The sequence below is a fragment of the Stenotrophomonas sp. SMYL89 genome (assembly GCF_036319985.1).
Taxonomy (GTDB): Bacteria; Pseudomonadota; Gammaproteobacteria; order Xanthomonadales; family Xanthomonadaceae; genus Stenotrophomonas; species Stenotrophomonas maltophilia_Q.
Genome location: NZ_JAWIRW010000018.1, coordinates 1 through 19069, shown reverse-complemented (window position 1 = coordinate 19069; position 19069 = coordinate 1). Strand labels below are relative to the sequence as shown.

The window sequence follows — 19069 nt, the reverse complement described above, 5'->3', positions numbered from 1 at the left end:
AAGAAGGTTTCATGTTCCGTTCGCATAGTGGCCAAGCACCGCGCACGCGTGCCGGTGACCACCCCCAATGCAACGGACCACCATGCAGACCCGATACCTGACGATCGCCGTGGCGATCGCGCTCTCCGCCGCCAGCGCCCACGCTGCCACCACCGCCGATACCGGCGCCAGCACCGATGCCGCGCTGAGCGCGCAGACGCTGGATACCGTCTCAGTGATCGGCCAGGGCGAGACCCGCCAGGTGCAGCGCATCACCACCGTCGACAAGCAGGTGCTGCCGCCGGGTACCAGTGGCCAGAAGATCCTCGACCGCCTGCCGGGCGTGTCGGTGCAGTCCAACGATGCCTTCGGTGCCAATGAGGAATCGCAGACCATCAGCCTGCGTGGCTTCGACAAGAGCCGGCTGGGTTACACGCTCGATGGCATTCCGCTGGGTGACAACAGCTACGGCAACTACAACGGCCTGAGCATCGCCCGCGCGATCATCGCCGAGAACCTGGCTGGCGCCGAACTGTCGCAGGGCATCGGCTCGCTGGGCGTGGCCTCGACCAGCAACCTGGGCGGCACCATCCAGTATTTCTCGATGGACCCGTCCACCGAATTCGGTGGACGCGCCAGCGTCACCGTCGGCGACAACAACCAGCGCCGTGGCTACCTGCGCGTGGATACCGGCGACCTCAACGGCTTCTCGGCCTATGTGTCCGGCGTGCACCAGGACCAGGACATGTGGGCCGCGCCGTACCAGAACCAGACCACCCGCCAGTTCAATGCCAAGGCGGTGTGGAATGTCGGCGACCACCGCTTCGGTGCGTTCGTGGCCACCTCGCGCGCCAGCCAGGCCAACTACGCCTACCTGTCCAAGGACATGCTGGCCCGCGGCCTGGGCTATGACTGGAACATCTACGCACCGGACTGGGATCGCGCCGTCGCTGCCGCGTACTGCGCACCGGGCACGCTTGACCGCAGCAAGTGCAAGTTCAGTGGCGGCGTCACCAGCATCGACGATGCCTACTACCAGAGCCGTGCGCTGCGCGACGACAACCTGTACTCGGTTGATGCCGACCTGCGTCTGGGTGAGCAGGGTCGCCTGAAGCTGCTGGCCTACCACCATGACAACCGTGGTCAGGGCCACTGGTGGGCACCGGGCCAGCCGTCCTACCCGGGCACCGACAAGATGCTGCCGATCTCGATCCGCAGCACCAACTACACGATCAACCGCGATGGCCTGACCGCCGCGCTGTCGTGGACGGTGGGCATCCACGAACTGGAGGCCGGGCTGTGGTACGAGCAGAACGACCATAACGTCTCGCGCAACTTCTACTACATCAGCGGCCCGTTCCTGGACGACCTGTACCTGAAGAACCCGGACCGCCTGCTGTTCAACCAGGACTTCGACATCCGCACGCGCCAGTTCTACGTGCAGGACCGCATGCGCTTCCTGGACCAGCGCCTGACTGTGGACGTGGGCATCAAGAGCCCCAACACCCGCATGCGCGCCACTGCCAAGCCGGGCGTGGAAACCAGCATCGCCTCGGGCACGCTGACCGCCAGGGAATCGGTGCTGCCGCAGGTAGGCCTGGGCTTCAAGCTCAACGCCAACAACGAGTTGTTCGCCTCGTACGCCGAGAACATCGCCGCCTTCGTCGGTGGCGGCAGCGGTGGCCCGCTGCAGGTGTCGCCGGAATCGTTCGCGGCCAGCGCCGGCCTGGAGCCGGAGAAGTCCAAGAGCCTTGAAGCCGGCTTCCGTACCTTTGGCGAGAAGTACCAGGCCTCGATCGCCGCCTACAACGTGAAGTTCGACAACCGCCTGCTGTCGCTGAATCCGTGTTCCAGCATCGAAGTCGGTACGCGTCCGGAGTGCGTGACGCGCTTCATCAACGTCGGTTCGGTGAAGAGCCACGGTGCGGAGCTGACCTTCATCCTCAAGCCGATCGACGGCCTGCAGTGGTACAACGCGCTGTCCTGGAACAAGACCACCTACGAGGATGACTACACCTCGGGCGGCGCCATCGTGCCGGTAGCCGGCAAGATCACGGTGGATACGCCGCAGCGCATGGCCTCCAGTGAAATCAGCTGGAACCGCGACGGCTTCTTCGCCAGCCTGCGTGCCAAGTACACCGGCAAGCGCTACTACACCTACACCAACGACCAGTCTGTGCCGGGCGTGACCACCTTCGACGCCGGTGCGGGCTACGACTTCGGCCCGGGCCTGGGCCTGCGCAACGTGCGGGTGTCGTTGAATGCGACCAACCTGACCAACAAGCGCTATGCGGGCCAGCTGAGTTCGTTCGCACCGACCGATCCGAAGGGCACGCGGTATGCGATCCATGCGAGCGCGCCGCGGCAGCTGTTCATGACGGTGGCGGCGGAGTTCTAAGTCAGAAGCGGGCGCTGCGGCGCATTGCGTATTTCTGCATGGCGCGGAGGCAATGGAAAGCAAGAGCAAAAGCAAAAGCAGAGAGCCGGGCATTGCCCGGCTCTCTGCTTTTCAAGCTCTTCAAGCGCAATCCCTCTGGTGGACTGCTGGCCGTCTCGCGGGAAATTGTCTGGAGCGGGAGGCTTGCGCTGGCCAGGACCGTCCACGGCATGGATGCCGTGGCCGAGCCTACAGGGACGTACTTGCGGCGTGTCCTGGCCAGCGCAAGCCTCCCGCTCTCCCCGATATCAATCAAGACGCCACAATCCGCCAACGCATTTCATTCCGGCGCCAGCTGGTCCATCCGTATCCGGTTGGCAAACAGCGAAAACGCCAGCATCCCGGCCAGGCCGTTCGCCCGGCTCACCCAGTGCGGCAGCCAGCGCGGCGGCTTCAGCACACCCGCTTCGAACAGTGGCGCGAAGGCAATCGCATCGGCCAGGCTCATCTTGCCGGCAAACAACCAGCGGCAGACCTGCAGGCGGTCCTCGGCCAGCATGTGGCGGAAGAAGGTGTGCACCGACACCAGGCCGCGCAGGTACACCGTGTCCTTGGTGAAGGCCAGGCCGCCATTCGGCGGCACCCCACGGAACACGCGCTGTGCCGACGCAAAGCTCTCTTCGGCGTTCTGCCCGGCATTGCAGAAGTAGCGGAACACCTCGATGAAATCGGCACCTTCGCGCGCCATTGCAATCGCTTCGGTACGCAGGCTGATGCGCTTGAGGCGCTCGATGTCGATGCTGCCGGTGATCTGTTCGGCGAAAGTAGCCAGTCCTTCCTGGGTTGCCGTCACCCGTGGCGACGACAGCGCCAGGCTGGGCAGCACCGGCTGCTCGCGGCCGTTCAAAGCGGTCAGCGAATGCACCAGTGCTTCGTGGTGGAACAGCTGCGCACGGTCGTAGGCACTGAAGCGCGCACTGGTGCGCAGGCGGATACGGGTCGGACCGGCGGCGGCCTTGGAGACCAGTTCCGGGTCCAGCTGCACCTGGATGATGCGCGATTCAAAGAACGCATCGAGGTCGTTCTGCAGTTGCAGTTGCAGGGCGATGGCCGAGACCGGCACCTGCTCTTCCGGCGCCAGCAGTTCGTGGTCCAGTTCGGCGGCGATCTGGATGAAGTGCCGCGCCGCTTCGCGCGTACTCGGGCCATTGCCTGGCAGCGGCTGCTCGGGCGCACCAAACAGCTGCACCGAACAGGTATCGACGACGGCGGTGCCCAGCCCTTCCAAGAGCTGCGCGGCCAGGTCCCAGCTCTGCGCCGACTGCTGCACGTAGTGGCCCAGCGGGTGGCTGTCGTCGCAGTCGGCAGAGATCGCCGCCAGCGCGCGGCGCTCCTCGCTGAAATCCAGCCTCGGGTAGTCCACCTTCGGCAGCACCGGTTGCCCACGAGCCACGCTTTCCAGGAACGGCGCCTGCAGCGTTGCCGGCCAGCTGGTCAGGCCCAGCAGGCGGATGCCTCCCACGGCCTCGACCAGGCGCGCATCGAGCGCTGCATGGTGGGCCACGTCACGGTCCAGCGTCGCGGTCGGTTCCATGGGCGGACTATAGCGCCCTGCCGTATCCGGCGCTGTGCGCCGCCGCCCGAGCATCGGCTCGGGCGCTACAGGGTGTCCCAGGATGCAACCGTTGTAGAGCCGAGCCCATGCTCGGCTGCCTTGCTACCGCCTACGCGGCTTTCCGGCCGGGCGGAACTGCTGGCCCTTGCCCTTCCTGCCACCGCGCTCCTGCGCGGTCTCGGCCTGTCGAACGGCCAGCTTGGCGGCGGCGGCGGCCACTTCTTCCTTCAGCTTGAAGTAGTTCAGCAGCCGGCTCTCTTCGATCTCACCGGCCTCGATCGCCGCACGCACCGCGCAGCCCGGTTCCTGCTGGTGCTTGCAGTCGTTGAAGCGGCACTGTGCCGCCAGCGCTTCGATATCGGCGAAGCCACCTTCGGACAGTGTTTCTTCGCCGGTCGGCTTCAACTCGCGCATGCCAGGGGTATCGATCAGGCAGGCGCCCATCGGCAGCGGCATCAGCGCACGATGGGTGGTGGTGTGGCGGCCGCGCGAATCGTTGGCGCGCACCGCGTTGGTCTTCATCCGCTGCTCGCCGAGCAGCGTGTTTGTCAACGTGGACTTGCCGGCACCGGAGGAACCGACCAGCACCACGGTGCGGCCCGGGCCCAGCCACGGTTGCAGCACGGCAACGCTTCCGGCATCCAGGCCGTTGATCGCATGCAGGGCAATGCCCTGCATCTCCAGCTCTTCCAGCACCGCCAGTGCGTCCTCGCTGTACTCGGTCTGGTCGGCCTTGGTCAGCACCACCACCGGTTCGGCACCACCACCACCGACCAGCAGCAGGTAGCGCTCGATGCGGCGCGGATTGAAGTCGGCATCCAGCCCGCAGACGATGAACACCGTATCGATGTTGGCCGCGATCACCTGCTGGTGGTAATGCTCGCCGGCCGCGCCGCGCTTGATCGCGGTACGCCGCGGCAGCAGGGCGACGATGCGGATGCCGTCGAGCAGCACCCAGTCGCCCACCGCCGGCCGTTCATGGCTGGGGAAACGCGGGCGCTGCCATTCGGGCAGCGACTCGGCCTTGATCGAGGCGTACGGGCCATCGGCCACCACGTAGTGGGTGCGGTGCTGTTCGATCACCCGTGCCGGGCGGGCCTGCGGGTGCGCGGCCATCGCGGCCTGCCAGTCGGCCTGCTGCGCCGGGCCCGGCCAGGGCCAGCCGATGGTCTGCAGGGCGATGAAATCGGGGGTCTGGGTCATCGCCGCCATTCTACCTGTGCCGGCGCCCTGCCAGCCCAGCAGTGACGGGCCCGGAGCCCTTGCCATGCATTGCAGCAATTCCGGTAGGATGGAAGCCCCATGCCTTTTGACGGCCCATACCCCATGTCCACCTCCTCGCCCAAGCCCCTGGCCATCCGCGAGCGCCTTTCCGAAGTGCGCTACGAAATCCGCGGAGAACTGGCGCGGCGAGCCCGGGAGCTGGAGGCGCAGGGCCGCAAGCTGATCAAGCTCAACATCGGCAACCCGGGCAACTTCGGTTTCCGCGCGCCCGAGCACCTGCAGCGCGCGATCGCCGACGACATGGGCCGCACCGACCCGTACACCCACCAGCAGGGCCTGCCGGTGGCGCGCGAAGCGATCGCGTCGTACTACGCCCGCCGCGGTGCACCCGATGCGCACCCGGACCGCATGTTCGTCGGCAACGGCGTCAGCGAACTGATCGACCTGTCGCTGCGCGCACTGCTCAACCCGGGCGACGAAGTGCTGGTGCCCTCGCCGGACTACCCGCTGTGGTCGGCCTCGACCATCCTCAACGATGGCCGCCCGGTGTACTACCGCTGCGCCGCCGAAAACGGCTTCCAGCCGGACCCGAGCGAGATCGAGGCCCTGGTCTCTTCGCGCACGCGCGCCATCGTGCTGATCAACCCGAACAACCCCAGCGGCGCCAGCTACCCCCGCGAACTGCTGGAGCGCGTGGTGGAGATCGCGCGCCGCCACAACCTGCTGTTGCTGGTCGATGAGATCTACGACCAGATCCTGTACGACGATGCGGTGTTCCAGCCGGTCGCGCCGCTGGCCGGCGACCACCCGTGCCTGACCTTCAGCGGCCTGAGCAAGGTGCACCGCGCCTGCGGCTGGCGCGTGGGCTGGGCCCACCTCAGCGGCGACGACGCGCGCCTGGGCGATTTCCGCGCCGCGCTGGACCTGCTCGGTGCGCTGCGCCTGTGCGCCAACGTGCCGGGGCAGTACGCCATCGAGGCTGCGGTGAATGGCCCGGACACCATTTCCGAGCTGTGCGCCCCCGGTGGCCGCCTGTATGAAACCCGCCGCGCGGTGATCGAAGCGTGCGAAGCCAGCGAGCACCTGTCACTGGTCGCGCCGGCTGGCGCGCTGTACGCGTTCCCGGCCGTGATCGGCGCCGCCGCCAAGGGCTTCGACGACCATAATTTCGCACTGGACCTGATGAACAACGAAGGCGTGCTGGTGGTGCCGGGCTCGAGCTTCAACGTGCCCTACCGCCATCATTTCCGCGTGACCCTGCTGCCGGAAGCCTCAGTGATGCGCGATGTGTTCGCCCGCATCAACCGCGTGCTGGCGCGCCGTGCCGAGGACGCGACCAAGGTCGTGCCGATGAAGCCACGCCGCTCGGTGGCCTGAGCCGTGGCGTTGTCCTACCTGGCGCTGGGCGATTCGTACACCATCGGTGAAGCGGTTGCAGTCGAAGGCCGTTGGCCGCACCAGCTGGCCGCTGCGCTGCGTGCGCAGGGCATCGACTTGTCCAACCCGCAGACCATTGCGACCACCGGCTGGACGACCGACGAGCTCGACGCGGGTATCGACGCGACCGCACCGCAGGGTCCGTTCGATTTCGTCAGCCTGCTGATCGGCGTCAACAACCAGTATCGCGGGCGTCCGCTGGACGAGTACCGCAACCAGTTCCAGGCCTTGCTGCAGCGGGCGATCGGCTTCGCCGGCGGTGATACCGGCCGCGTGCTGGTGCTGTCCTTCCCCGATTGGGGTGCCACCCCGTTCGGTGCCGGCAGTGGCCGCGACCTGGCCGCGATCGAGATCGAAACCGACGAGTTCAATGCCGCCGCCGAAGTGATCAGCACCCGGCACGGCGTGGCCTTCGTCGACATCACCGACATCAGCCGCGCACAGGGCGACCAACCGACGATGATCGCCGAAGACGGGCTGCACCCCTCGGCGAGGATGTACGCGCTGTGGAGCGCGCGCGCGCTGCCGGTTGCCGCGCATCTGCTTGGCGGCACGGACTGAGGCGATGGACGGCACGCCACGGAACGGCCCGCCCCTGCCCTGTACTCCCCTGACGGCCCCGCAGGCCCGCTTGATCGCCGAAGCGTTCCGCCCGGCGCAGGCCTGGGGCAACCGCCGCGACTACTACTACACCCGCAGCAAGCTCGGCAGCGATCCGCTGTACGACGGCGTGCTGCAGCATCTGCCTGACGACGGGCAGCCGGTGCTGGACCTGGGCTGCGGGCTGGGCCTGTTCGCCCATGTACTGCGCCAGCGTGGCGGTACCCAGCCCTACCTGGGCGTGGACGTGGATGCCGGCAAGATCGCCCGCGCGCAACGTGCCGCCGCCGGGCTGCATGACGTGCACTTCGACTGCGTGGACGTGCAGGCGCCACTGCCGGCGCAGGCCGGGCACGTCCTGCTGCTGGACGTGCTGCAGTACCTGGACGCGGGCCCGCAACAGGCGCTGCTGCACGCCGCCAGCGAGCAGGTGGCACCCGGCGGCCGCCTGCTGCTGCGCACACCGCTTGCCACCGGCGATGGCCGCGACCGCACCACGCGGGTGGCGGACCGGCTGGCCTGGCTGGTCGGCTGGATGGGCACGCGCCCGCGCCACTACCCCGATCCACGGGTACTGCAGACGACGCTTGCCGAAGCGGGATTGCAGGTGACCGCCCCCCGGCCGCTGCATGGGCGTACGCCCTTCAACAGCTGGCTGCTGGTGGCCGAACGCCCTGAGGTGTAGAGCCGAGCCCACGCTCGGCTGTGCTGTTGCGGTAGATCCACGCCATGCGTGGATGGCATACATGGCGGAGTCGAGCATGGCTCGACTCTACAATGTGTTTCTCGCGACCATTCCTGTAGAGCCGAGCCCACGCTCGGCTGCTCCACGCGGCCAGAACCCGGTGCTACGAGTCAGGCAGCTGCACCTTCAAGCCGCGCTCTTCCAGCGCCTGCAGCACGCGCTCGATGATCACCAGATTGTGGCCGTGGGCGGCGCCCTCGTGCAGCAGCACGATGGCCCCTGGGCGCAGGTCCGGCAGCAACCGCGCCAGCACGCTGTCCGGGGTGCAGCCGACGCCGTCGTAACCGCGCGCGCTCCAGCCCACGCGCGTCAGGCCCAGCGCCTTCAGCACCGGCGCCACGAACGGGTTGGTCATGCCCACCACCGAGCGATACCAGCGCACCGGATGCCCGCTCAGGGCCTGCAGTGCATGCTGGCAGCCTTCGATCTCGGCCCGCATCGCCGCTGGGCCGAGGCGCCAGAAGCGGGCCTGCGGGTGGCTGAGACTGTGATTGCCCAGATCGTGGCCACGGCGCAGGATCTCGGCCACCAGTTCCGGCTGCGCCAGCGCACGGTCCCCCACCAGGAAGAAGGTCGCACGCGCCTGGTGGCGGTCCAGCAGGTCGAGCACGGCACGGGTTTCCGGGCCGGGGCCGTCATCGATCGTCAGCCAGACACTGTTGCCAGCGTCCGGCACCCGGCTGAGTACCGGTGCGTAGAAACGGCTGTTGGGCAGGAACACCGGCACCATGAACAGCGCATGGCTGGCCACCATCAGCGGCAGCCCCCAGTGCCACCCAGCCTGTACCCAGACCAGAATCACGGCCAGCTGCGACGCCACCAGCCAGGGCAGCCAGCGCCAGGGGCGGGCCGGGATGCGATGCAATGTTCCTGCGTTGCTCATCCCCCATGATGCCATGGGGGTTAGAATTGATGATTCGAATTCCCGGAACCCCGACGTCCATGTCCCTCGATCCCGCCCTGCGTTCGCGCATCGAATCCATCCTCAACGCCAACCGCGTCGTGCTGTTCATGAAGGGCCAGCCGTCGATGCCGCAGTGTGGTTTCTCGGCCAAGGCCGTGGGCGCGCTGCAGGACCTCGGTGTCGAGTTCGCCCACGTCAACGTGCTGGCCGACCAGGAAATCCGTGAAGGCATCAAGGCCTACGGCGACTGGCCGACCATCCCGCAGCTGTACATCGACGGCGAACTGGTCGGCGGCAGCGACATCGTGCTGCAGATGGCCGCCAGCGGCGAGCTGAGCAGCGTGCTGGGCCTGGCCGCACCGGACCGCACCCCGCCGAGCATCACCGTCACCCCGGCCGCCGTGGAAATGCTCAAGGGCGCGCTGGCCGACGCTCCGGGCGCTGCCCTGCAGCTGAGCATCGACGCCGGCTTCCAGCCGAACTTCCAGCTGGCCCCGCATGACGAAGGCGCGATCGCTGCCGAGTCCAACGGCCTGCGCGTGCAGTTCGACCTGTCCAGCGCCCGTCGCGCCAACGGCATCACCATCGACTGGGTGGACGACATCCGCGGCAAGGGCCTGGCGATCGACAACCCGAACGCACCGAAGCCGGTACAGGAAATCAGCGTGCGTGATGCCGACGACCAGGTGCGTGCCGGCAACATCACCTTGGTGGACGTGCGTCCGGCCGACGAGCGCGCCATCGCCGCCGTCGGCGTGCCGTTCAGGAGCTTCGACGGCAACGGCCGTGCGGAGCTGGAAGCCCTGCCGAAGGACACCGCACTGGCCTTCCTGTGCCACCACGGTGGCCGCAGCGCGCAGGCCGCCGAGCAGTTCCGTGCACTGGGCTTCACCAAGGTGTTCAACGTCACCGGCGGCATCAATGCCTGGTCCGAAGACGTGGACAACGGCGTGCCGAAGTACTGACCGGTCCCGGCATGGGGTCGACTTGGGGTCGGATCCCTTTCCGCAGGAAAGGGCTCTGACCCCAGCACAGAAAACGCCGGCATTCGCCGGCGTTTTCTGCATCCACGCATGGCGTGGACCTACCCGGCAAACCCGCCTTCGGCCAGGTAATCCAGCTCTTCCGCCGTGGGCAAGCGACCGAGCACGGCATTGCGATGCGGGAAACGACCGAAGCGGCGGATGATGTCGCGGTGCAATTCGGCGTACTGCAGGTATTCCTTGTCACCCAGCACGTCGAACATCGCCACCGAACGGTCCTGGTCCAGCGGATCCTCGGAGTGCTCGAACGGCAGGTAGATGAAGGCGCGCAGCTTCGGGACCAGCTGCAGGTCCAGACCTTCCTCGATGGCGCGCATGGCGTAGTGCCGGGCCAGGCCATCGGTGGCGTAGGAATGGGCGGTTCCACGGAAGCAGTTGCGCGGGAACTGGTCCAGCAGCAGCATCAGCGCCAGCGCCCCTTCGGCGCTGCCCAGCCAATGCTCGCGCGCGCGCGCGGCCGCGGCGAAATGCTCATCCAGAAACAACTGGCGGAACTGCGCGTCGAACGCATCGTCGCGGGCGAACCACTTCGCAGGGCCCGCTTCTTTCCAGAATTCCACCACTTGCGCGGCAACGTCCATCACCTACTCCCCAGGGCCGGCGCGCCGCGCCAGGCCATCATCATCATTCGTCGAAGCGCAGGTGGCGGACCGACTTGCCGTTGCGCCGGATAAGCTTAAGCGCCTCGATACCGATCTGGATATGGTTTTCCACGAACTGGGAGCTGACCTTGGCATCGGACGCCTCGGTCTTGACCCCGTCGGGGATCATCGGCTGGTCCGAGACCAGCAGCAGCGCGCCGCTGGGGATGTGGTTGGCGAAGCCGGCGGCGAACACCGTGGCCGTTTCCATGTCGATGGCCATGCAGCGCATCGCCCGCAGCCGCTCCTTGAAGGCCTCGTCGTGCTCCCAGACCCGGCGATTGGTGGTGTAGACGGTACCCGTCCAGTAGTCGTGGCCGAGGTCGCGGATCATGGTCGAGACCGCACGCTGCAGCGCGAATGCCGGCAACGCCGGTACTTCCGGCGGCAGGTAATCGCCCGAGGTGCCCTCGCCACGGATCGCGGCGATCGGCAGCACCAGGTCACCCAGCTGGTTCTTGCGCTTGAGGCCACCGCACTTGCCCAGGAACAGCACCGCCTTGGGCATCACTGCCGACAGCAGGTCCATGATGATCGCGGCATTGGGGCTGCCCATGCCGAAGTTGATCATGGTGATGCCGTCGATCGTGGCGCTGGCCATCGGCCGGTCCAGGCCGATGACGGGCGCACCGGTCAGCTCGGAAAAGGTGTGCAGGTAGCCGCCGAAGTTGGTCAGCAGGATGTGCTGGCCGAACTGGTCGAGGGGGACGCCGGTATAGCGCGGCAGCCAGTTGTCGACGATTTCCTGCTTGCTCTTCATGGTCGGGGACCGGTACGGCGGGGGACCGGCTATTTTCGGCCAGCCGGGCGGTGCCGTCGAGCCGCCATCGACCAGCCTGTGAAGAAGGTCACTTGGCAGCGCGCCGCGGCCCGGCTAGCGTCGGCGGCTGGATCACGCCGCGAAGGAAACTGCATGGCATCGACGTTGTTGCGCGCCGGGGTGGCACTGGCGCTGCTTTCATTGAGCACGGCACCGGCGATGGGCGCCTCGCGCTTCGTCGCCGATCCCTACCCCAGCACCTACCAGGCCCATCCTGATGCGCCGGTGCTGATCCAGAACGCCACGGTGCTGACCGGTACCGGCCAGCGCCTGGACAACGCCGACGTACTGCTGCGCGACGGCCGCATTGTCGCCGTTGGCCGCCAGCTGCAGGCCGATGCGGGCGTCACCCGCATTGATGCACAGGGCAAGTGGGTCACCCCCGGCCTGATCGACGTGCATTCGCACCTGGGTGTCTACCCCAGCCCGGGCGTTGGCGCGCACAGCGACGGCAACGAGGTCACCGCACCGGTCACCGCCAATGTCTGGGCCGAGCACTCGGTGTGGCCGCAGGACCCGGGCTTCGCCACGGCGCTGGCCGGCGGCGTGACCAGCATGCAGGTGCTGCCCGGCTCGGCCAACCTGGTCGGCGGCCGCGGCGTGACCCTGAAGAACGTCCCGGCCATCACCTACCAGGCGATGAAGTTCCCCGGCGCACCGTGGGGCCTGAAGATGGCCTGCGGCGAGAACCCCAAGCGGGTCTACGGCGAGGGCAAGGGCGTGGCCCCGGCCACGCGCATGGGCAACGTGGCCGGCTACCGTGCCGCCTTCATCGATGCCGCCGACTACATCGCCAAGACCAAGCCGGCCAAGCGCAAGGGCTGGTTCGGCAGCGACAAGGGCGACAGCGCCGGTGATGCCGGCGGCAAGCGCGATCTCAAGCTGGACACGCTGGCCGGCGCCATCGAAGGCGACATCCGCGTGCACATCCACTGCTACCGCGCCGACGAAATGGCCACCATGCTCGACCTGGCCAAGGAATTCGGCTTCAAGGTGGCCGCCTTCCACCACGGCGTGGAGGCCTACAAGCTGGCCGACCGGCTAGCCGCCGACGGCGTCTGCGGCGCACTATGGGCCGACTGGTGGGGCTTCAAGATGGAAGCCTTCGACGGCATCCAGGAGAACATCGCGCTGGTCGACCGCCCGAAGAACAGCTGCGCCATCGTCCATTCCGATTCTCCCGAGGGCATCCAGCGCCTGAACCAGGAAGCGGCCAAGGTGATGGCGTCCGCGCGCCGCGCGCGCATGCCGGAGATCACGCCCGAACACGCCATCACCTGGATGACCGCCAACGCCGCCAAGGCACTGGGCATCGAAGGCCAGACCGGCACCCTGGAGGCCGGCAAGATGGCCGACGTGGTGGTGTGGAACGGCAACCCCTTCAGTTCCTACGCGCTGGCCGAGCAGGTCTTCATTGATGGCCGCCGGCTGTACGACCGTGGCGCGCCAGCGAGCACGCCGCGTTCCGATTTCCAGCTTGGCCAGGAGGTGCGCTGATGGGCGCGTTGAACAAGCGTCGTCGGGCATGGCCCGGCGCGACCGTGGTGGCATTGCTGTTGCTGGCAACCACGGCATCGGCACAGGACCTGCTGGTGCGCAACGCAACGGTGCACACGGCCAGCGCACGCGGCAGCCTGCAGAACACCGATGTGCTGGTCCAGGGTGGCATCATCCGTGCGGTCGGCCCCGGCCTGTCCGCGCCGGCCGGGGCGATCGTTGTCGAAGCCAATGAGCGGCCGCTGACCCCCGCCCTGTTCGGTGGCATCACCGAGACCGGCATCGAAGAGGTCTCGGGTGAATCGAGCACGGTGGACAGTTCGCTGAAGCTCGGCGAGCAGCCGCTGCGCCCGGAATTCGACGTCACCCTGGCCTACAACCCGGCCTCGGTGTTGATCCCGGTGACGCGGCTGGAGGGCTTCGGCTTCACCGCACTCGGCGCCGCCACCGGTGGCGGCTTCGTGGCCGGCCAGGGCGGCGTGATGCGGCTGGATGGCAGCGTCGACCCGATCGGTCCGCGCGCGCTGTTCCTGCGCCTGGGCTCGGCGGCATCGGAGCTGACCGGGCATTCGCGCGCCGCGCAATGGATGCTGCTGCAGCAGATGGTCGACGAAGCACGCGGCCAGGTGGCTGCGGATTCGCCGCACGCGCTGTTGACCCCGGCCGGCCGCCGCACGCTCAGCCGCTACCTGGCCGGCCAGGGCCGCATCGTGGTGGAGGTCGATCGTGCCTCGGACATCCGCCAGCTGCTGCGCTGGGCCGCGCGCGAGAAGGTGAAGATCGCGATCGCCGGTGCCGGCGAAGCCTGGCAGGTCGCGCCGGAGCTTGCCGCCGCACAGGTGCCGGTGTTCGTTGACGTGCTGGCCAACCTCCCGGCCAGCTTCGACCAGATCGGCGCCACCCTGGAAAACGCCGCGCGCCTGCAACGTGCCGGCGTGCCGGTGTCGTTCGTGCAGCGCGGCGACGCCACCCACAACGCGCGCAAGATGCGCCAGCTGGCCGGCAATGCAGTGGCCAACGGCCTGCCCTGGGCCGACGGCTTGGCCGGGCTGACCCGGGTGCCGGCACAGGCGTTCGGCGTGGCCGACCAGATCGGCAGCATCGAGCCTGGCAAGCGCGCCGACCTGGTGCTGTGGGAGGGCGACCCGCTGGACGTGGCGCACTATGCCGAACAGGTCTGGCTGGGTGGCCGTGCGATGCCGATGCGCTCGCGCCAGACTGACCTGCGTGACCGCTACCTGCAGCGCAACGCGCAGCCCTGACCGCCTTCAAGGAAACCCTCATGGCCACGCTGCGCTGGTATTTCGACTTCGTCTCACCCTATTCCTACCTGCACTGGCAGAAGCTGAAGCGGCTGCCGCAGGTCGGCCAAATCCAGCCGGTGCCGATCGCCTTCGGTGCGGTGCTGCATCACCTGGGCAACCTGGGCCCGGCGGAAATCCCCGCCAAGCGCCGCTTTGCCTACCGCCACCTGCAGTGGACCGCGCAGGCCGAGGGCACCCCGATGCGCTTCCCGCCCGGCCATCCGTTCAATCCGTTGTCGGCGCTGCGCCTGTGCCTGGCCGTCGGAGCCAGCGCACAGGCGGTGGACGTGCTGTTCGACTGGATCTGGCGCGACGGCCATGCCGGTGACAGCGCCGAGGCCCTGCGCGAACCGGGTGCGCAGCTGGGCATCGAGGATGTCGCCAGCGCCATCACCGCCCCGGCGGTCAAGGAACAGTTGCGGCGCAACACGGAGGCCGCGATCGCGGCCGGCGTGTTCGGGGTACCCACCCTGGCCATCGGCGACGAACTGTTCTGGGGCAACGACGCACATCCGCTGATGGCCGCAGTGCTGGCCGATCCCACCCTGCTGCAGCAGCCTGAATGGCAACGCCTCGACAGCCTGCCGATGGCGGTACAACGCAATCGCTGAACAGGGGTGACGCCTTTCCCTCGGGCGCGGGCTCTGGTTTTGAGATAGATTTCACGTTTCCGAATCTACAACCGCCCTGGAGGGGGAGCCGCGGATGCGCATCGGAATCGTCGTCGACTCGGCCTGCGACCTGCCGCAGGACTTCATTGCCGAGCACAACATCGTGCTGCTGCCGATCACCGTCCGCATCGGCGAAGCCGTGCTGGCCGATCACCGCGATGAGCAGGCCACGCTGAGCTTCCTGCACGCGCACGTGGCCGAACACGGCGCCGAGGCGGAAACCATTCCCTTCAGTGTCAACCAGATCCGCGACCTGTTCCTGCAGCAGCTGGTGATCGATTACGACCACGTGTTCTGCATGACCATCACCAAGACCCGCAGCCCGATCCATGACAACGCGCTGCAGGCCAGCTTCGCCATCCTCAACGACTACAAGCCGGTGCGCCAGGCGGCAGGCTACAACTCACCGTTCGCGCTGCGCGTGCTCGATACCCAGAACCTGTTCGCTGCCCAGGCGGTGACCGCGGTGGAAGCGGTGCGCCTGCGCGAGAGCAACGCCAGCGTGCAGCAGATCCGCGAACGGCTGGAGGAACTGGCTGGCAACGTGCACGGCTACATGGTGACCCGTGACCTGTATTACATGCGTGCGCGTGCACGGCACAAGGGCGACCGCAGTGTCGGCCTGCTCAGCGCGGCGCTGGGCAGCGCACTGGACATCAAGCCGGTGCTGCACGGCTATCGCGGCGAAACCGGGCCGGTCGCCAAGATCAAAGGCTTCGACAACGCGGTGCAGAAGCTGTTCGCGGTGGTCGGCCAGCGCGTGCGTGCCGGGCTGATGACACCAACGGTGTGCGTCAGTTACGGCGGTGAGCTGGACGAGCTGCGTACCCTGCCCGGCTACGCCCAGTTGAAGGAGGTCTGCGCCACCCATGGCGTGGCCGTGTACGAATCGGTGATGAGCCTGACCGGCATGGTCAATGTCGGCAAGGGCGCGGTCACCGTGGGCTTTGCCGATGGGCCACATCGGTTTGAATGAAGGTCGACCGTGGCGGGAATCTGCACATCGATTCCACCGCCACTGTGCCAGCCTTGCCGCACTTCAAGGAGAACTCCATGCCTGCGCAGTACCACATCAGCCTGCCCGACCCGTCCAAGGCCCGTGGCAATGACCCTGACCTGTCCTTCCACTCGCAGGGCGCCGCCGGTTTCGCCGAAGAGCTGCAGAATGCCCTGCGCAGCGGCACGCTGTTCGAGCGCTGGAAGGCCAAGCAGCCCGATCCCGATGCAGTGGAACCGCAGTGGGGCGTGACCGATCCGGACGCCACCGTGACCGGCGAGCAGAAGGACCTGCGCATCAACCTGGTGGCCACCACCCGCATCGACAGCGATGTGTTCAAGCAGCGCCTGCGCCTGCTGGCCGGCAGCCACTGGGAACTACGCGACGTGCGTTGAGGCACCCGCCCGCCGGGCATGGCCCGGCGCTGACCATGCTCTGGTAGACGCCAACCTTGGTTGGCGCTTGCACAAACGGCTGCCAACCAAGGTTGGCCACTACTGACGCGCCGCCGAACATGGCCCGGCGCTTCCGAGGCATGCTCCGGTAGATGCCAACCTTGGTTGGCGCTTTCCAACGCGCCGCGCATGTGGCTGGCACACTGTGGGAATGAGAAACAGAGATGCGATCACCCGGCCGGGTACGCGCGGCGAGAAGAAGCTGCGCGATGCCCCACGCCGACTACGCGACCTGCAGCATTGGGCTGACTGCTTCAGTGGTGCGTTTCCCTCGCCAGAGGAGTTGGGCAGTCAAGCTCGCTACTGGAACTACAAGGTTCCAACCCGAGCCGGTCTGATCGAAGGCCCGGCCACCACCCTGAGAATCCAGCGTGCCTGCGCCCAATCGCTCATCAGCGCCTGCGCAAATCTGATCCAGTCGCGGCCCGCTTCACAGGCTACTGTGCGGGTAACCTGCTGCATCGCCCAGCCGGGGATGTTCTCCAGCGAGATTTGCCTTTACCTGGACGAAACGTACTTCCAGGGCCACGTCGCCTCGACAGCGGATGGCCAGGTCACCGCCATCACCTCGCGCAGCCTTTCCGCCGAATGGCAGCTCGTCCTACCCCAAGGCGTTGAGGAGCGAGGTGTGCAGGTCAGCATTCCTCCCACCGACCACGATGACGGTCTGGAACAGGAATACTGGTTCTACGGCGAGGTCGCCGACAGGCGTCGGTGAACGAGGACGCAAGCTCGGTCGGCGCTTCCGGGAAGCGCTGCCAACCAAGGTTGGCAACTACCGAACCGCCGGGTAGTGGCGGCCGCTACCCAGCGCGCGGTACAGCGCTATGCGCACGATCGCAGCCCCGGTCTGACTGTACAGCGCGATGTCCTTGGATGGCCGGAACCCCAAACAGGCTGGTTCTGTACGACCAGCGGCGAGCCGGATTGGCCTGGCCGAACAGGATGAGGCGGTTTGGCGGCAACGGGCAGCAGCGCGTGACGGGCTGGCCTGCTCAGCAATCCATGGTTCCGTGCGCGTTGCCCTCGTCATCCAGCACGTGCGCATGCAGGACCACCTGGTTGCGGCCGGCCCGCTTGGCGGCATACAGGCCGGCATCGGCATCGGCCAGCAGTTGGTCGGCGCTGGCCATCGCTGGCGGATGCAAATAGCCCACGCCGATGCTGATGCTGACCGACCCTTCCGGCAGCGGCAGCGCCGCCACCGCCTCGCGCAGGCGTTCGGCCAGTGCCAGCACGCCCGACAACGCACTTCCGGGCACGATCACCGCGAATTCCTCGCCGCCGTAGCGCGCAACACGGTCACCGGCGCGGCCAGCACTCGCCTTCAGGACCGCTGCCACGGCCTGCAGGCAGCGGTCGCCGGCGGGATGGCCGTGGCGGTCGTTGAAGGCCTTGAAATGATCGATATCCAGCAGCAACAGGCCCAGTTCGGTGCCACTGCGCCGTGCGCGGTTCCACTCGGCCAGCAGCAGCGCGTCGAACTCGCGCCGGTTGGCCACGCCGGTCAGGCCATCCTGGCGCGCCAACTGATCCAGCGAGGCCTGCCGTTCCATCAGGTCCACCTGCAGCAGGATGCTGCGCAGGCCGAACCCCAGCGTCGCCACCACGAACCCGCTCACGGCCAGGGGCCGGGCGTGGTCGACCACCAGCGTGCCTACCACCAGCAGCAGCAGCGGCAGGATCATCGGACCCGCCGCCTGCACCGTGCGCGCCATCCGCGGATGCGGCGCCAGGACCCGCGCCGGTGCCTGGCTGAGCGCGAGCAGCGCCAGCAGCAGGAACGGCAGATCGATCAGCAGGTCGGCATAGGCACCGAACGCATCGCCGGAGGTGTAGTGGTTGATGTAGTACGCCACCAACAGGTAGGTCACCGCATACATCGCCAGCGCGCGGAAAAAGGTGCGCCGCTCGGGAACGTCGCCGGCCAGCCAGCGCACCACCGCGAACACAGCGATGCACAGGTTCTGGATATCGAACATGCGTTGCATGTTGGACAGCGCGTGGTCGTCGATGTCAACGCGGGCGGCAAACGACTGCGCGTGCACGAAGAACAGCACGCCCAGCAGCGCCGCCATCGCCGCATCGATCAGGCTGATGCTGACCCGTTCCCGGCGCGCCCGGGCCAGGATGAACACCAGGGGCACACCGTAAAGCACGTAAAGGAACAGGCTTGCGCGCGGGGTGAAATCGGCACGCCCGGCGCCCAGGGCGTCGATCATGTTGAAGGCCATGCCGCCGGCCCACAGCAGCAGCGCCGCTGCCGTGGCGCGCCAGCCGAGCGCCGCCTTGTCGCGGCGCGCCCGCCACAGGCAGGCGGCGGCTGCCAGCAGCGGGGCGGCGGTCAGGAACACGAAGGAACCCGCACCGACCGGCCCCGGCCACATGGCCAGGACCAGGCCATGGCACAGCACATACAGCAGCGCCAGCACTACCGGCATGCATCCCCCGATCGGCAAGGCCGTATGGGTGCACGATAGCCCGGGGCGGCGCCACGATGGTGTGATCCACCACCGGAAAAGCGGCGCGCAACCGTAGAGCCGAGATCCTATGTTCGCGGTCAAGCCTGCTGGAAGCAGGCTTGACCCACTTTCAGCATGGCTGGGTCAAAGTCCCGACCGCTTTTGAAGACTCCCCAGGCGATCCTGGCCAGCTTTCTGGCCAGGATGTTAAAGCTGGCGGTACTGCTGTGGCCACGTTCGCGGATGGCCGTATAAAGGGCTTTGCCGCCTTTGGATCGGGTCAGGCCCATGGCCGCCA

Annotated in this window: 18 protein-coding genes; 11 read left to right on the top strand and 7 right to left on the bottom strand. The window is 67.4% G+C overall.

Annotated features, from left to right (window positions below; translation table 11 throughout):
• Nucleotides 1-82: 82 nt before the first annotated feature.
• Complete coding sequence (locus tag V3B41_RS17415) at nt 83-2377, top strand: TonB-dependent receptor (protein ID WP_049426906.1); 2295 nt, start codon at nt 83-85, stop codon at nt 2375-2377.
• Between the two features lie 319 nt (nt 2378-2696).
• Here V3B41_RS17415 and V3B41_RS17410 read toward each other — a convergent pair whose 3' ends face one another.
• Together V3B41_RS17410 and rsgA are read right to left on the bottom strand one after the other, a co-directional pair.
• Nucleotides 2697-3950, bottom strand: coding sequence for a flavohemoglobin expression-modulating QEGLA motif protein (locus tag V3B41_RS17410; protein WP_049426656.1), 1254 nt, complete (start codon nt 3948-3950; stop codon nt 2697-2699).
• A gap of 123 nt (nt 3951-4073) precedes the next feature.
• Nucleotides 4074-5183, bottom strand: coding sequence for a ribosome small subunit-dependent GTPase A (gene rsgA / locus V3B41_RS17405; RefSeq protein ID WP_049426657.1), 1110 nt, complete (start codon nt 5181-5183; stop codon nt 4074-4076).
• A gap of 114 nt (nt 5184-5297) precedes the next feature.
• Here rsgA and V3B41_RS17400 point away from each other — a divergent pair, with 114 nt between their 5' ends.
• Genes V3B41_RS17400 through V3B41_RS17390 form a run of 3 tightly spaced genes read left to right on the top strand, consistent with a single transcriptional unit; the run spans nt 5298 to nt 7917 of the window.
• Nucleotides 5298-6572 (top strand): pyridoxal phosphate-dependent aminotransferase, encoded by a 1275-nt coding sequence (locus V3B41_RS17400; protein WP_197633258.1) that lies wholly within the window; start codon nt 5298-5300, stop codon nt 6570-6572.
• Nucleotides 6573-6575: 3 nt separating this feature from the next.
• A complete protein-coding gene (locus V3B41_RS17395; RefSeq protein ID WP_049426659.1) occupies nt 6576-7193 on the top strand; it encodes an SGNH/GDSL hydrolase family protein in 618 nt (205 codons plus the stop codon).
• A gap of 4 nt (nt 7194-7197) precedes the next feature.
• Complete coding sequence (locus V3B41_RS17390) at nt 7198-7917, top strand: class I SAM-dependent methyltransferase (protein ID WP_295546820.1); 720 nt, start codon at nt 7198-7200, stop codon at nt 7915-7917.
• Nucleotides 7918-8080: 163 nt separating this feature from the next.
• On the opposite strand, the gene V3B41_RS17385 is transcribed toward V3B41_RS17390, so the two are convergent.
• Nucleotides 8081-8860, bottom strand: coding sequence for a polysaccharide deacetylase family protein (locus tag V3B41_RS17385; protein ID WP_049426661.1), 780 nt, complete (start codon nt 8858-8860; stop codon nt 8081-8083).
• A gap of 59 nt (nt 8861-8919) precedes the next feature.
• Between V3B41_RS17385 and grxD the strand changes: the two genes are divergently transcribed.
• A complete protein-coding gene (gene grxD, locus V3B41_RS17380; protein ID WP_295546817.1) occupies nt 8920-9846 on the top strand; it encodes a Grx4 family monothiol glutaredoxin in 927 nt (308 codons plus the stop codon).
• A gap of 119 nt (nt 9847-9965) precedes the next feature.
• Here grxD and V3B41_RS17375 read toward each other — a convergent pair whose 3' ends face one another.
• Both V3B41_RS17375 and V3B41_RS17370 read right to left on the bottom strand, forming a co-directional pair.
• On the bottom strand, nt 9966-10505 hold the full coding sequence (locus tag V3B41_RS17375; RefSeq protein ID WP_049428215.1) for a DUF924 family protein: 540 nt from the start codon (nt 10503-10505) through the stop codon (nt 9966-9968).
• A gap of 43 nt (nt 10506-10548) precedes the next feature.
• Nucleotides 10549-11325, bottom strand: a complete 777-nt coding sequence (locus tag V3B41_RS17370) for an AMP nucleosidase (RefSeq protein WP_005414446.1) — start codon at nt 11323-11325, stop codon at nt 10549-10551.
• 219 nt (nt 11326-11544) lie between these two features.
• Here V3B41_RS17370 and V3B41_RS17365 point away from each other — a divergent pair, with 219 nt between their 5' ends.
• The 6 genes from V3B41_RS17365 to V3B41_RS17340 all read left to right on the top strand — a co-directional run bounded on the left by V3B41_RS17365 (nt 11545) and on the right by V3B41_RS17340 (nt 17027).
• Nucleotides 11545-12882 (top strand): amidohydrolase, encoded by a 1338-nt coding sequence (locus V3B41_RS17365; protein WP_295546840.1) that lies wholly within the window; start codon nt 11545-11547, stop codon nt 12880-12882.
• Nucleotides 12882-14144, top strand: a complete 1263-nt coding sequence (locus V3B41_RS17360; protein WP_049428222.1) for an amidohydrolase family protein — start codon at nt 12882-12884, stop codon at nt 14142-14144. Before V3B41_RS17365 ends, V3B41_RS17360 begins: the two co-directional genes overlap by 1 nt.
• 20 nt (nt 14145-14164) lie before the next feature.
• On the top strand, nt 14165-14797 hold the full coding sequence (locus V3B41_RS17355) for a 2-hydroxychromene-2-carboxylate isomerase (protein ID WP_049428225.1): 633 nt from the start codon (nt 14165-14167) through the stop codon (nt 14795-14797).
• A gap of 94 nt (nt 14798-14891) precedes the next feature.
• Nucleotides 14892-15833 (top strand): DegV family protein, encoded by a 942-nt coding sequence (locus tag V3B41_RS17350; protein ID WP_049428227.1) that lies wholly within the window; start codon nt 14892-14894, stop codon nt 15831-15833.
• Nucleotides 15834-15910: 77 nt separating this feature from the next.
• Complete coding sequence (locus tag V3B41_RS17345) at nt 15911-16249, top strand: hypothetical protein (protein ID WP_107232087.1); 339 nt, start codon at nt 15911-15913, stop codon at nt 16247-16249.
• Between the two features lie 211 nt (nt 16250-16460).
• Nucleotides 16461-17027: a DUF3916 domain-containing protein gene (locus tag V3B41_RS17340; protein WP_329861724.1), complete on the top strand. Its 567-nt coding sequence runs from the start codon at nt 16461-16463 to the stop codon at nt 17025-17027.
• Between the two features lie 277 nt (nt 17028-17304).
• Here V3B41_RS17340 and V3B41_RS17335 read toward each other — a convergent pair whose 3' ends face one another.
• A complete protein-coding gene (locus V3B41_RS17335) occupies nt 17305-18750 on the bottom strand; it encodes a GGDEF domain-containing protein (protein WP_100443678.1) in 1446 nt (481 codons plus the stop codon).
• A 119-nt stretch (nt 18751-18869) separates the two neighbouring features.
• Nucleotides 18870-19069 (bottom strand): IS110 family transposase (locus V3B41_RS17330; protein WP_329861714.1); only part of this gene is annotated, 200 nt, incomplete at its 5' end.

Excerpts from the sequence above, each read along its gene's own strand:
- V3B41_RS17345 (WP_107232087.1), top strand. The coding sequence starts at position 15,911 with ATGCCTGCGCAGTACCACATCAGCCTGCCCGACCCGTCCAAGGCCCGT.
- V3B41_RS17340 (WP_329861724.1), top strand. The coding sequence starts at position 16,461 with ATGAGAAACAGAGATGCGATCACCCGGCCGGGTACGCGCGGCGAGAAG.
- V3B41_RS17370 (WP_005414446.1), bottom strand. The coding sequence starts at position 11,325 with ATGAAGAGCAAGCAGGAAATCGTCGACAACTGGCTGCCGCGCTATACC.
- V3B41_RS17390 (WP_295546820.1), top strand. The coding sequence starts at position 7,198 with ATGGACGGCACGCCACGGAACGGCCCGCCCCTGCCCTGTACTCCCCTG.
- rsgA (WP_049426657.1), bottom strand. The coding sequence starts at position 5,183 with ATGGCGGCGATGACCCAGACCCCCGATTTCATCGCCCTGCAGACCATC.
- V3B41_RS17355 (WP_049428225.1), top strand. The coding sequence starts at position 14,165 with ATGGCCACGCTGCGCTGGTATTTCGACTTCGTCTCACCCTATTCCTAC.
- V3B41_RS17385 (WP_049426661.1), bottom strand. The coding sequence starts at position 8,860 with ATGAGCAACGCAGGAACATTGCATCGCATCCCGGCCCGCCCCTGGCGC.
- V3B41_RS17400 (WP_197633258.1), top strand. The coding sequence starts at position 5,298 with ATGTCCACCTCCTCGCCCAAGCCCCTGGCCATCCGCGAGCGCCTTTCC.
- V3B41_RS17360 (WP_049428222.1), top strand. The coding sequence starts at position 12,882 with ATGGGCGCGTTGAACAAGCGTCGTCGGGCATGGCCCGGCGCGACCGTG.
- V3B41_RS17350 (WP_049428227.1), top strand. The coding sequence starts at position 14,892 with ATGCGCATCGGAATCGTCGTCGACTCGGCCTGCGACCTGCCGCAGGAC.
- V3B41_RS17375 (WP_049428215.1), bottom strand. The coding sequence starts at position 10,505 with ATGGACGTTGCCGCGCAAGTGGTGGAATTCTGGAAAGAAGCGGGCCCT.
- grxD (WP_295546817.1), top strand. The coding sequence starts at position 8,920 with ATGTCCCTCGATCCCGCCCTGCGTTCGCGCATCGAATCCATCCTCAAC.
- V3B41_RS17410 (WP_049426656.1), bottom strand. The coding sequence starts at position 3,950 with ATGGAACCGACCGCGACGCTGGACCGTGACGTGGCCCACCATGCAGCG.
- V3B41_RS17365 (WP_295546840.1), top strand. The coding sequence starts at position 11,545 with ATGGGCGCCTCGCGCTTCGTCGCCGATCCCTACCCCAGCACCTACCAG.
- V3B41_RS17415 (WP_049426906.1), top strand. The coding sequence starts at position 83 with ATGCAGACCCGATACCTGACGATCGCCGTGGCGATCGCGCTCTCCGCC.
- V3B41_RS17335 (WP_100443678.1), bottom strand. The coding sequence starts at position 18,750 with ATGCCGGTAGTGCTGGCGCTGCTGTATGTGCTGTGCCATGGCCTGGTC.